At 63.0% G+C, this 12,217-nt stretch carries 10 protein-coding genes; all 10 read right to left on the bottom strand.

The window, feature by feature from the left end:
• Nucleotides 1-143 precede the first annotated feature (143 nt).
• The 10 genes from EPL01_RS02035 to EPL01_RS01990 all read right to left on the bottom strand — a co-directional run bounded on the left by EPL01_RS02035 (nt 144) and on the right by EPL01_RS01990 (nt 11,996).
• Entirely contained in the window at nt 144-722 is a 579-nt protein-coding gene (locus EPL01_RS02035) for a dolichol kinase (RefSeq protein WP_135823644.1), read from the bottom strand.
• An 8-nt stretch (nt 723-730) separates the two neighbouring features.
• Nucleotides 731-2,530: a glycine--tRNA ligase gene (gene glyS, locus EPL01_RS02030; RefSeq protein WP_135823586.1), complete on the bottom strand. Its 1,800-nt coding sequence runs from the start codon at nt 2,528-2,530 to the stop codon at nt 731-733.
• Entirely contained in the window at nt 2,527-3,375 is an 849-nt protein-coding gene (locus EPL01_RS02025; RefSeq protein WP_135823585.1) for a CBS domain-containing protein, read from the bottom strand. Before EPL01_RS02025 ends, glyS begins: the two co-directional genes overlap by 4 nt.
• Nucleotides 3,376-3,530: 155 nt before the next feature.
• Nucleotides 3,531-4,118: a DUF7529 family protein gene (locus EPL01_RS02020; RefSeq protein WP_135823584.1), complete on the bottom strand. Its 588-nt coding sequence runs from the start codon at nt 4,116-4,118 to the stop codon at nt 3,531-3,533.
• A 544-nt stretch (nt 4,119-4,662) separates the two neighbouring features.
• On the bottom strand, nt 4,663-5,112 hold the full coding sequence (locus tag EPL01_RS02015; protein ID WP_135823583.1) for a DUF7555 family protein: 450 nt from the start codon (nt 5,110-5,112) through the stop codon (nt 4,663-4,665).
• Nucleotides 5,113-6,444, bottom strand: coding sequence for an ABC transporter ATP-binding protein (locus EPL01_RS02010; protein ID WP_135823582.1), 1,332 nt, complete (start codon nt 6,442-6,444; stop codon nt 5,113-5,115). It lies immediately after the preceding gene.
• Nucleotides 6,441-7,523, bottom strand: coding sequence for an ABC transporter ATP-binding protein (locus tag EPL01_RS02005; RefSeq protein ID WP_135823581.1), 1,083 nt, complete (start codon nt 7,521-7,523; stop codon nt 6,441-6,443). The genes EPL01_RS02010 and EPL01_RS02005 overlap by 4 nt, the downstream gene beginning before the upstream one ends.
• Complete coding sequence (locus EPL01_RS02000; RefSeq protein ID WP_135823580.1) at nt 7,523-8,917, bottom strand: ABC transporter permease; 1,395 nt, start codon at nt 8,915-8,917, stop codon at nt 7,523-7,525. The genes EPL01_RS02005 and EPL01_RS02000 overlap by 1 nt, the downstream gene beginning before the upstream one ends.
• A gap of 1 nt (nt 8,918) precedes the next feature.
• The gene (locus tag EPL01_RS01995) at nt 8,919-9,935 is read right to left on the bottom strand and encodes an ABC transporter permease (RefSeq protein ID WP_135823579.1); all 1,017 of its coding nucleotides are present in this window, start codon (nt 9,933-9,935) and stop codon (nt 8,919-8,921) included.
• Nucleotides 9,936-10,148: 213 nt separating this feature from the next.
• Nucleotides 10,149-11,996: an ABC transporter substrate-binding protein gene (locus tag EPL01_RS01990; RefSeq protein ID WP_135823578.1), complete on the bottom strand. Its 1,848-nt coding sequence runs from the start codon at nt 11,994-11,996 to the stop codon at nt 10,149-10,151.
• Nucleotides 11,997-12,217: the final 221 nt, after the last annotated feature.

Below are 12,217 nucleotides of genomic sequence, written 5' to 3'. Positions count from 1 at the left end.
CCGATTAAAGAGTTCGGCTATCGGGGTGAAAGTGAAACTCGTCGCTCGACCGCTCGACCGAAGATAACTTTGTGAGTGTATAAGAATCAAAAACAATTCTTAAGAAAACCAAATTAGTCCTTTCTAACTCTTATCGCCGGTTCTCACACCGTCACCGTCGGCAGGTACTGCAACGCCAGATACATCACGACCGCCGAGACGACCGGAATCGTGATGTTGTCGTCGATGACGTAGCCTGCAATGATGGGCTTCATGCCGTCGGCCAACGTGGCGGCCAGCGCGCCGAGGACCGCGGCGACGAGCGGAAGCCCCGACAGACTCGTGATGAGGAGGCAGACGCCGAAGGTCAGCAGGAGCGTGTGGGTCGCTTTCACGCCCAACTCGCCCGACCCGGCCAACCCGCTGATGGGGTCGGCGATGGTGAGCATCAGCATCGCGGGAATCGAGATTCGGGGGGAGAACGCCAGCGCGGCCACCGTCATCCCGAACATGTAGAGGGCGTAGCCCGCGAGGTTGTCCTGCTCGTACTCGCGGGTGAGTTCGTCGAAGATTCGCCAGTCGAGGCCGACGAACAGCCGAACCACCTCCAACACGATTGCGCCGACCGAACTCGCCACGAGCAAGAGTCGTAACTGGTCGTAGCTCACGAGGCCCAGCAGGTACAGCGCCGGGTAGCCCGTCCCCGAGACGTGGACGAGTCGGCGCTTGACCTCGCTGTGCAGCGACACGGTTACTGTTCGGCTTTGGGCGCGTCCAGTTCCGCGAAGGTGACTTCGCCCTCGCGGAGGTCGGCGAGTACCTCCGGCAGGTCGTCGATGGGGACCCGGACCTGTTCGGTCGAGTCGCGCTCGCGGAGTGTGACCGTCTCGGCCGTCTCGTCGTCTACGGTGACGCAGAACGGCGTCCCGACCTCGTCCTGGCGACGGTAGCGTCGGCCGATGCTCCCCGAGTCGTCGTAGGTCACGTCGAGGCCCTCGGCGCGGAGGTCGTCCGCGATTTCGCGGGCGCGGTCGTCCATCCCGTCCTTGCTGACCAGCGGGAAGACGCCGACGAAAGTCGGCGCGACGCCGGGTTCGAGCGCGAGATAGCTCCGCGTCTCGTCCTCGACTTCGTCGGTCTCGTAGGCGTGGTCGAGGACGGTGTAGATGACTCGGTCGATACCGATGGAGGGTTCCACGACGTGGGGCATGACGTGTTCGCCCGTCTCCTTCTGCTCCTCGACGCTGAAGCCGGTCTTCTCGGCGGGGAGCGTGTACTCCTCGCCGTCAACCTCGACCGTAATCTCGTCGTCCTCGAAGGCGGCCCGGTCGCGCTCGGCCAGTTCTTCGAGCGCGTCGGCGATGTCGCCCGCCGCGCCGCCGAACTCCGGACCGAGGTAGCTCATGTCGGGGTCCACGGTGGCGCGCTCGACGACCTTCGGCTCGTCGTACTGCTTGAAGACGGTGAAGTCGTCGTCGGAGTACTCGTCGTGTTTGCTCAGGTCGTAGTCGCTCCGGTAGGCGTAGCCCGTAATCTCTATCCAGTCGCCGCCGTCTCGCGGTTCGTCACCGCTCGAATCTTCCGCGGCGCTCCGCGCCGCGCCAACCTCGGCCTCGGCGTCCCAGCAGTCCGCGGCGTAGTGAGCGAGTTCGCCCGAGAGGTGCTGACGGAACCGGAACCGGTCCATGTCCACGCCGATGGACTCGTACCACTGCTTGCCGACGCCCAGATAGTAGGCGACCCACTCGTGGACCAGCCCCTCGTCAACCGCTTCCTGAACCGTCTTGTGGACGTACTCGGTGCCGTCCTCCTCTTCCTGCTTCTCGGCGGGGTAGAGCGGAAGCTCCACGTCGGCCACCCGGTCGATGTCGGGTTCGTCCTCGGTCGGGTCGATGAAGTGCTCCAGTTCGGCCTGCGTGAACTCCCGAACCCGGACGATGGACTTCCGAGGAGAAATCTCGTTCCGGTAGGCCTTGCCGATTTGCGTGATGCCGAAGGGTAGCTGGTTGCGCGCGTACTCGGCGAGTTGCGGGAACTCCACGAAGATGCCCTGCGCGGTCTCGGGACGCAGATAGCCCGGCGAGGAGCTACCCGGTCCGATGTTCGTCTCGAACATCAGGTTGAACTCCTCGACCGGTTCGCCGCCCAACGCGGCACCGCAACTGGGACACTGCAGGTCGTGGTCCGCGATGAGGTCTTCGATGTCCGGAATCGAGATGCTCTCGGCCTCCTCGATGTCGGTGTTGTCTTCCACGAGGTGATCCGCGCGGTGGCTCGCGCCGCACTCGGGGCACTCGACCAGCATGTCGTCGAAGGTGTCGAGGTGGCCCGAGGCCTCGAAGACGGGTTCGGGCATCACGGTCGGGGCGTCGATTTCGCGGTGGCCCTCGCGGCGCTGGAACCGGTCGCGCCACGAGTCCTCGATGTTGTCCTTCAGCGTCGCGCCCTGCGGACCGTAGGTGTAGAAGCCAGAGACGCCGCCGTAGGCACCCGCCGACTGGAAGAAGTAGCCCCGGCGCTTGGCCAGTTCCACGAGGTCGGAGCTACTCATCGTAGCGCCTCCAGCAGGTTCACGTCGCGGACGATGCCCGTGAGCCGGTCGCCGTTCACCAGCGGAATCTGCTCGACGTCGTTGCGGAGCATCATCTGGGCGACCTCCTTGGCGGTCTTCTCGCCCGAGACGGTCACCACGTCGTCGGTCATGAACTCCTCGACCGGCGCGGCGGGAATCTCGACGTTCCGCGTCGGCAGGTAGCGCTTGCCGACCGCCTTGATGGACTCCCACTTCCAGTCGTCGTCCTCGTCGGCGATGGAGTCGCCGGTGTCGTCTTCGCCCTCCACGACGCGAGCGACCTCGATGATGTCCACTTCGGTCAGCACGCCGTCCATCTCGCCGTCCTCGCCGAGGACGACCGCGTAGGGTAGGTTGGCGTAGTAGAGTTCGCGCTCGGCGACCGTCAGGGGCACCTCGACGTAGGTGGTGTTCACGTCGCGCGAGGCGATGTCGCCGACCTTCTCGTCGCCGTCAGCGTCGCCGTCGGCGATGGCCCGCACCACGTCGGTCACGGTGATTATCCCTTCCAACTCGCCGTCAACGACCGGCACGCGGCGCGCACCCTCCGAGACCATCAGCGCCGCGGCCTCCTCGATGGTGGTGTCCTGCGTGGTGGTCGGGACGTCGCGCATCAGCATCGCAAGCTGGTCCTCGTCGGGGTTCTCGATGAGGTTATCTCGGGAGACGAGACCTCGGAACTTCTCGTTCCCCTCCTCGTTCTTGACCACGGGGACGGACGAGAACGAGCGTTCCTGTAGGTACTCTAGCACGTCGTCGCGGGTGCCCGGAAGCTCCACGGTAACGACCTCCGAGCGGGGCGTCATGGCTTCGCCGACTTTCATGTTGCCGCGTTACGGGTTGGGGCGTCTTGTAGTCTACGAACCGCACATTCGCGCTGGTCGTTTCGAGGCTCAGTTTTGCGGGGTTCGACCCCGTTCGAGAGCGAGCAAAAGTGAGAACTCGACTACCGCCTGCCCAAAAAGCAGATAGAAACCGGTTACTCCGAATCCTCGTCTTCCTCGTCCAGCACGCCCTCGAAAGGCACGTCGTACCCCGCGTACTTGTGCGGGTCGGGGAAGAACTTCTCCACGTCGTCGTGGCGGAACGACCCCAGATGGGTCTGGTCCAACTTCTGGACGTGGGTGTACATCATATCCTCTTTCAGCGCGGTCTTGACCAGCCCCGGCGCGTGGCGCGTCTCGAAGTTGCCCGCGAGGAGGATGGCAGTCCCCGTCTCGGGGTCCAGCAGTTGCGTGAGCATGAAGATGCGCCCCTGCATCTCGTTGCGGAACACCCGGTACTCGGGGAACTTGCCGGTCTCGACCGCTTCGGAGAACGGCTCGGCCTTGTTGTCGGGAATGACGTGGACGAATCCCCAGCGGTCGGTCTCGCCCGAATCGGGGTTGGTCGGTGCGGTGTGACCCGCGGCGACGGTCACGACGTCCCACCCTTCCTCGCGCATCTCCTCGGCCATCGACTCCATGTCGTCGAGGGTGCGTTGCCACGCGCCCTTGTGAACGTCCGCGCTCGCGGAGATCTGCTCGGCGTAGTCGGGTTTGTCGTCGCCGTCCCCAGTCTTTGGCATGTGTCCGTCTGACGACTTGCTGCGGGTAAAAACTGTTGTTTGAAGACCAACGAAGGGGAAGCGAGAGAAGAACGGATTTTCAGACCAGTCGGTTCCTGTCGAGAAAGTCGGCGAACGGGACGCTACTTAACGGTGGAAAGCAGCGGAGAAGCTAGCTATTGCCGAAGCCTATGAGAATCGCAACCGCGGACCTCATACCTCCCCAACCTCCTCGCTCGCACCGGAAGACATCGCTTCGCTCGTCTTCCGAGCCGTTGCTTCGCTACGCTCAGCAAGACTCCGCTCGCTCGTCCACCGGCAGACAAACCGCGTCTGCCGAGCAGTCGGTCGCTACGCTCCCGACAACCTCGCGCGACGATGGCGCGAGATGAACTCGCGCCGTGGGAGGCAAACTCCCACGAGCCTTGCCTCTCCGTTCGGCAAGACGCCAGCGCGCGCCGACCGCAAAACCCACGACCAATTTTAGATTTGTTTAGGGTATAGAAATACACGTTTAACTAATGATTGGGTTGGTTTGGAAGACGAAGAGTTGTCTCAGGCTCTCTCACGCCACGACGCCGAAGACCGTCTCCATCACGAACGACCACGCGAGCGTCGCCAGACTGGCGACGAACAGCTTCGCGCCGACCGAGAGGCGGTCGTCGGGCGGGAGCGAGTACTGCGAGAGCGGCGGAATCCGCTGGACGGTCGCCTGAAACTTCGTCTCGTCGCGTCCGCCGACGACAGAGCCGTCGGGTTCGTTCTTGGTCACCTTCACCTTGCCGTCGTCGGTCTCCTTGGTGTCCCACGGCGGGTCCGGTCGGAGTTGGAAGGTGGCGTAGCCGAACATGAGGATGCCGACGAAGAACATCACGAACTTCGCGGTCACGAGGCCGCCGCCGAGGACGAGTCCGATGACTGTGCCGACGACGAACACGATTGCGGCGACAGCGAGGCCGTACATCACGGCGTCGAGGGCTTGGCGCGCGCGCCGCGAAGTCGTGGTCTGAGACATCTACCGTTCGGTGTAGGGGACGAACTCGTCGGGGTCGGTGTACTCCGACATGTGCCGGTGGCAGTGACTGACGCGCCCGGTGTCGCTGACGACGTGGTTGTCGGGCTTCTGGTTGTCACAGATGCTCCCGAACTCCTCGCGCAGGACCCTCCGAGCGGCCTCCTCGTCGTTGTCCTCGACGTGTTGGGCCGCCTCGTCGATGTGACGCTCGACTTCCGAGGAGAGGTCGATGTCGCCGAACAGTTCCTGCTTGATTTCGCCGATGTCGGAGAAGCGCGTCTCCATGCCGAGCAGCTCTTTGGCCTGCTCGGTCAGCGACTTCTCGGCGCGCGACCGTTCCCGAAGCACCTCGCGGAACACCTCGATGGCGACCCACGTGTCGGCGCTCATGTCCTGGTACTTCTCGGGCCGAATCTTCATCGGACACCGAGTCGTGAACGGACACCCCTTCGGCGGGTCGCGGGGACTCGGCGGCGTCCCGCGCAGGGTGATGCGGTCCTTCGCCGACGTGGGGTCGGGTTCCGGAATCGCCGACAGCAGGGCGTGGGTGTAGGGGTTCTTCGGGTTGTCGAACAGTTCCGAGGTGTCGCCCAGTTCCATGATGTTTCCGAGGTACATCACGGCCACGCGGTCGCAGATGTGGCGAACCACCGAGAGGTCGTGAGCGATGAACAGGTAGGTCAGGCCGAACTCGTCCTGGAGGTCCTCCAAGAGGTTCAGAATCTGGGCCTGCACCGACACGTCCAGCGCCGAGACCGGTTCGTCCAGCACGACGAACTCGGGTTCGAGGGCCAACGCTCGGGCGATGCCGATGCGCTGGCGCTGGCCGCCCGAGAACTGGTGGGGGTATCGGTAGTAGTGTTCGGGCTGAAGCCCCACCACGTCGAGGAGTTCGCGCACTCGCTCGCGGCGCTCTTGGGGCGTGTTCCAGTCGTGAACGTCCAGCGGCTCCCGGATGATTTCGCCGACGGTCATCCGGTCGTTGAGGCTGGACTCGGGGTCTTGGAACACCATCTGGCTGTTGCGCCGCCAGTCTTTGAGTTCCGTCCCGGACAGCTCCGTGATGTCGGTGCCGTCGAACAGCACTTCGCCCGAGGTGGCGTCCTCCAACTGGATGAGCGTCCGGCCGAGCGTGGTCTTGCCACACCCGGACTCGCCGACCAGCCCGAGGGTCTCCCCGCGCTTGATTTCGAAGTTTACGCCGTCGACTGCTTTGACGGGATTCGAATCGACGATTCCGCCCTCGTCGTAGTAGGTTTTGAGGTCGTTGACCTCTACGAGCGTCTCGCCCGTGGCGACGCTGACGGACTCCTGTTGGACTTGTTCGCTCATCGTTCGCTCACCTCTCGCTCGCTCTCTAACTGCTCGTGTAACTCGACGGCCTCAGCCTGCGACGCGTCCTCGGGGTAGAGGAGGCACGCCGCGGTGTGGTCGTCGGCCTCGTCGTTGACCTCGACCGACGCCGGGTGGACTCGCGTGCAGTCCTCGAACGCCTTCGGACACCGCGGCTCGAACCGGCAGTAGCCCGCGGGTTCGTTCGGCGTCGGCACGTCGCCCTCGATGGTCGAGAGCCGGTCGGCGTCGGGCTGATTGCCCGGAATCGACTGGAGGAGACCCTGCGTGTAGGGGTGGCGCGGGTTCTCGAACAGCTCTTCGACCGGCGCGCTCTCGACGATTTCGCCCGCGTACATCACGTTCACGCGGTCGGAAATCTCCGCGATGACGCCCATGTCGTGGGTGATGAACATGATGGCGAGGTCTCGCTCCTCCTGCAAGTCTTGAAGCAGCTCCAGAATCTGAGCCTGTATCGTCACGTCGAGCGCCGTGGTCGGCTCGTCGCAGATGAGTAGCTCCGGGTCGCAGGCCAGCGCCATGGCGATGACCGCGCGCTGGCGCATCCCGCCGGAGAACTCGTGGGGGTACTCCTTGACGCGCCGCGAGGCGTCCGGAATCCCGACCGCTTCGAGCAGGTTGATGGCCTCCTCGGTGGCGGCCGCGCCCCGCAAGTCTTGGTGGAGCCGGAGCGCCTCCTTGATTTGGTTGCCCACCGTGTACACCGGGTTGAGCGAGGTCAGCGGGTCCTGGAACACCATTGCGATGTCGCTCCCGCGGAGGCTCCGGTACTGCTTCTCGCTCTTTTCGGTCAGCTCCTCGCCGCGGAAGGTGATGCTACTCCCGCTGAGGACGCGACCGGGCGAATCGACGAGTCCCATGATGGACCGGGCGGTCACGCTCTTGCCGGACCCGGACTCGCCGACGATACCGACCGTCTCGCCTCGGTGGATGTCGAAGTTCACGCCGTCGACCGCGCGGATGACCTCCTTGTCGGTGAAGAAGGCCGTCTGGAGGTTGTCCACGGAGAGGAGGGGTTCCTCCTCGCTGCGGACCGCGGAGGTCTCTTTCTGTGCCATCAGGCACCACCTCCGGTCGCCGCGACTTCGGCACCGTCGCCTTCGCCGCCCTCACTCTGCGGGTCGATGGCGTCGCGGATGCCGTCGCCGAGCGCGTTGAACGCGGTCACGACCAGCACGATCATCACGCCGGGGATGAACGAGATGTGCCACGACGACGTGGTGACGTACGACTGGCCGATGTCGACCGCGCGTCCCCACTCGGGCGTCGGCGGGTTGATGCCCAGCCCGAGGAACGACAGGCCCGCGACCGCGACGATGATACCGCCGAGCGTCATGGACGCGTACACCAGCAGATAGCCCAAGATGTACGGAGCCATGTGCTTTTTCATCGTGACGCTCGGTCGCTGGCCGAAGCTCTTGGCTGCGTCGATCCACTCCTGCTCGGAGACCTGCATCGCTGGCCCACGCACCGACCGCCAGAGGAAGGGCCACCCGGTTCCGGCGAAGATGAGCGCCAGCACGAGCGCGCCGCTGTAGATGTCGGCTATCCACGTGTCTCCGAGGACTACCGACAGTAGCATCACGAACAGTAGTCTGGGTAACGACATTATAGAGTCACCCACGATGACCACCACGAGGTCTACCAGCCCCTTGTAGTAGGCCGTCAACAGCGCGAACGCCGCCGCGAGGAAGCCGCTCACCCCGATGGAGATGAGGCCGATGAACAGCGATACCCTCGCTCCGGCCGCCATGAAGGTGAACATGTCCTTCCCTGTCGGTAACGTCCCGAAGGGGTGCCATCGGCCGTAGTTGTCGTACGACATCGGGCCGACGTTGCGGTCGGGCGTCCCCTGCGAGCGCGACCCGAGGTTGGCCGCCCCGACCGTGATGTTCTCCAACTGACCCTGGTCGTTGTAGTACTCGATGTGGTGGGAGTACGGGTTCGAAATCGTTCGTTCGACGGTAGTCGGACCCAGCGCCGGAGCGAACAGCGCGAGGATGACGAACCCGAAGACGATGACTGCGCCGAACTGACCCCATCGGTGGCCGCGAAGTCGGTCTATCATGTCGTCACGGGGCGTCCAGTCGGCGTATCGGTAGTGCTCGCGGAAGACGAGGTAGCCTCGCCAGAGCCAGAGCATCCAGACGAACGCGTAGGCGTAGACGAGGACGACGCGGATGGCCCACGCGTAGGCTGGCGCGAGGCCGAGGAAGGTATCCTTCCACACTCCACTCGACGTCTGGTACCCGTTGTTCGGGATGAGGTCGCGCGAGAGGAGCGTCGGCAGTTCGACCGGAGTGCCGAGGAGATTCGTCACGAGGTGGACGACTGCGCCCGCTTCGAGCGCGAACAGCAGAAGCGCACCGGCCAGCCAACCCAGCGCCGGGCCGGGATTCTCGCGGATGCGCTCTCGAATCGGCGCGTCGTCTCGTTCTTGGTCGACACTCATGTCAGGCACCTCCGTCGTAGCCGACTCGCGGGTCGATTATCGTGTACAGGAAGTCTTGCATGATGTTGATGAGGACGACGAGTAGGATGAAGATGAACATCAGCGACCCGACTAGGGGCATGTCGCCGTTCTTGATCGCCTGGAAGAACAGGTAGCCGATGCCGCTGATGTCGAAGACGCTCTCGACCAGCACCGACCCGCCGAGGAGGATGAACGCCTCGCCGGTGATAATCGGGACGAGCGGGATGAGCGCGTTCCGGAAGATGTGCTTCCAGACGAGCGACCGGGGCGGAACGCCCTTCGCTCTCGCCGTCTCGATGAAGTTGGAGTTGACAGTCTCCAGCACCGCGGTCCGCCCGATACGCATCTCGTTACCCATCGACGCCGAGCCGAGGACGAGCGCGGCCGGGGCGATTTTCTTCAGCGCCTTCAGAAAACCGTCCACCGAGGTAAGGTCGCCCAGCGGCGGTGGTCCCGTCACGTTGGTCGCGTAGAGGAATCCTTCCCAGTTGAAGCCGAAGAAGAACTTCTCGGACTGGGAGAGGACGCTCATCAGAATCACGGCCAGCCAGAAGTTCGGCATCGCACGCCAGACGATACCACCGAACGACGCGATGTAGTCGCTGAACGTGTTGGGGTTGAGTCCGGCGTAGAAACCGAGCGGGATGCCGACGAAGATGGCGATGAGCACCGCCCAGAATCCCAGCCAGATGGTCCGGGGCGCGTAGCTGACGACCAGCGAGTAGACGCTGGTGTCGGGCTGAAGAACCCACGATTCACCCAAGTTCAGGGTGAACATGTTGACCATGTAGTCGATGTACTGTTGCCAGAGCGGTTGGTCGAGACCGAGTTGGTCTCTGATGGCGTTGTAGGCCTGCGGATCGCCTTGCGGTCCCAGAATAGCCGATACCGGGTCGAGCGGCCCGGCTCGAATCACGAGAAACGTGATCGAGGCCCCGAATAACAGCACTGGAACCGATAGTAGTACACGCTTTGCGAAGTATTGCCACCTGCTCACGGCGAACCACCGCCGCGACTGCGGCTACTCCCGTCGAATTGTACGTACCCAAACTGGACCGCGCACATGGGTGATAAATTTGTGGGTCCTCTCATTATGTCTTGCGCTTTCGGATACTAACCGGCCAATCCGGTTTACGGCTCCGCTACTGGCCGTAGACGCGATTCGTATATGGTTAGCGCGCCCGAGAAAAAGAAATCCGTATCGGCGCGTTTACTCGCGCTCGCCGATTTTGACGTTGTTGAACATCTGGCGACTGAATCCGGCACCGCCGAAGCGCGGACAGTCGACCCACTTGTACTTGAAGCGCTCGTCCATGCGGTGGTAGGTCGGGAGCATGGCGACGTCCTCCCAGTTGGCCTCCTCCATCGTGATGTAGGCTTCGTTACGCTTCTTCTCCGCCGCGTCCGTCGGCTTGGGGTTGTTCTGGACGGTCTCCCACGCCTTGGTCGCGTTCTCGGCCGCGTCCGTCTCGGACCAGTTGAGGTACGAGACCGGGGCGTCCTTCGACGTGTCGGTCATCGGCGGGTACAGCAGCTGGAGGAAGTTGTCCGGCGCGGGCCAGTCCATAATCCAGCCGAGCGAGTAGGCTTCGAGGTTGCCGTTCCGACCGCGCTTGAGCAGGGTCGAGAAGGGTGCCTTCTCGACGCTCATGTCGACGTGGGCGCTGGTGAGCTTGTCGCGCAGGAGCTTCGCCAGTTCGGGCCACGTGTCCGAGGACTCGTAGACGGTGAACGTGACCTTGGCCTTGTTGTCCGGGCCGTAGCCAGCCTCTTCCATGACTTCCTTGGCCTTGTCGAGCTTGGCCTCGTCGTAGCCGTAGGGGTAGTTCTCCTTGGCGTGCTTGGTGTACTCCGGGGCTCCGCCGGGGTAAATCGACGGCGGGGTGAAGTGATACGAACTCTCACCGCGGCCCTTGAACACCTTGTCGACGGCCTGCTCCTGGTTGAGCGCGTAGGCGGCGGCCTTCCGGACCGGCTTCGGGACGGCGTCGGTGTTGAAGCCGATGTAGAAGGCGTTGATGGTGGCGAACCCGGTGTAGTCCATCTTCTTGTCGCTCTTGGTCGGACCGTAGGTACCGACCTTCCGGCCGAGGTCGTCGGTCTTCTCGACGTTGACCTTGTTCGGGTTGTATTTGGCCGTCGGGAGCTGTTCGTTCGTCACCATGTCGGCGTTCTGGTTGACGACACCGTAGTTGTAGATGGCGTCGGAGTTCGACGAGATGTTCCAGTGAACACCGTCGATGTTCGCCGTGCTACCGTGGTAGTCCTCGTACTTCGAGACCTTGGCTTCGGTGTTGCTCTCCCACTTGTCGAACTTGAAGGGGCCAGCACCGACGGGGTTCTTGGTCGAGAACTTCTTGTGGCTCATCTCGCCCTCGTAGCCCTCGATGTCGCCGACGATGCCTTCCGGCACGGCGGCGAAGGAGGTGTACGCCAGCATCTCGATGGTGGCGTGGAACGGCTCTTTGAGCTGCATCTCGATGGTGTAGTCGTCTTTGGCCGTGACAGCCATCGAGTCGGGCTTGTAGACCTCCGTCTCCTCGCCGTCTTTCGTGACCGTCTCCTTCTCGTGTTTGACGCCGATGGAGTCGAGGATGAAGTACGCGCGCCGGGAGTTGTCAGACTGGGCGAGACGCTCGAAGGAGTAGACGAAGTCCTGCGCCGTGACTTCGTCGCCGTTGTGGAACTTGACGCCTTCCTTGAGGTTGATAGTGTACGTCTTGAAGTCCTCGGAGGTCTCGTAGCCTTTGGCGATTTGACCCTTGACGTCGATGGTACCGTTCGGGTAGTTCATCAGGGCGTCGAACACCTGCTGGATAACCTGCCCGGAGGCGGTGTCGGTCGCCTTGACCGGGTCCAGCGTGCTCATCGTGGAGTTGACGAGACGGAGGTAGTTATTTCCGACGTCGGGCGCGTCCTGTCCCTTGTTCTCGTTCTGGGTCTCGTCGCTGTCGTTGTTGTCGCTCGTCCCCGTACAGCCAGCGAGGGCTACAGCCGATGCCGCACCGCCGGTCGCCTGCAGGAAACGACGGCGGTTGAGGTTGTCAGTATCTGTCATCCAACCGCCCATTGTAAACCGGCCCGGATAAACTTACCGCTTATTTCTTCGAGAAACCCCGCCTTAGCGCCCGAATTGCTTTGTCTCTAGACGTATTTACCCGTCCAGCTAATTATTTCTGCTATAGTAAGCTGGAATTAATTTGAGTTCTTCGGTGTGCTCGTGAACGGAAGCTGGTATTAATGATGCATGGTAACGTTTAACAATACTTGAAGGCTTCG

Origin of the sequence: Halorussus ruber (assembly GCF_004765785.1) — an archaeon.
Classification (GTDB): domain Archaea; phylum Halobacteriota; class Halobacteria; order Halobacteriales; family Haladaptataceae; genus Halorussus; species Halorussus ruber.
This window is presented reverse-complemented; position numbering and strand designations above follow the sequence as displayed.

What these genes read in the sequence shown, in the direction of transcription:
- EPL01_RS02010 (WP_135823582.1), bottom strand. Translation starts at nt 6,444, where the DNA reads ATGAGCGAACAAGTCCAACAGGAGTCCGTCAGCGTCGCCACGGGCGAG.
- EPL01_RS02025 (WP_135823585.1), bottom strand. Translation starts at nt 3,375, where the DNA reads ATGAAAGTCGGCGAAGCCATGACGCCCCGCTCGGAGGTCGTTACCGTG.
- EPL01_RS02005 (WP_135823581.1), bottom strand. Translation starts at nt 7,523, where the DNA reads ATGGCACAGAAAGAGACCTCCGCGGTCCGCAGCGAGGAGGAACCCCTC.
- EPL01_RS01990 (WP_135823578.1), bottom strand. Translation starts at nt 11,996, where the DNA reads ATGACAGATACTGACAACCTCAACCGCCGTCGTTTCCTGCAGGCGACC.
- glyS (WP_135823586.1), bottom strand. Translation starts at nt 2,530, where the DNA reads ATGAGTAGCTCCGACCTCGTGGAACTGGCCAAGCGCCGGGGCTACTTC.
- EPL01_RS02020 (WP_135823584.1), bottom strand. Translation starts at nt 4,118, where the DNA reads ATGCCAAAGACTGGGGACGGCGACGACAAACCCGACTACGCCGAGCAG.
- EPL01_RS02015 (WP_135823583.1), bottom strand. Translation starts at nt 5,112, where the DNA reads ATGTCTCAGACCACGACTTCGCGGCGCGCGCGCCAAGCCCTCGACGCC.
- EPL01_RS02000 (WP_135823580.1), bottom strand. Translation starts at nt 8,917, where the DNA reads ATGAGTGTCGACCAAGAACGAGACGACGCGCCGATTCGAGAGCGCATC.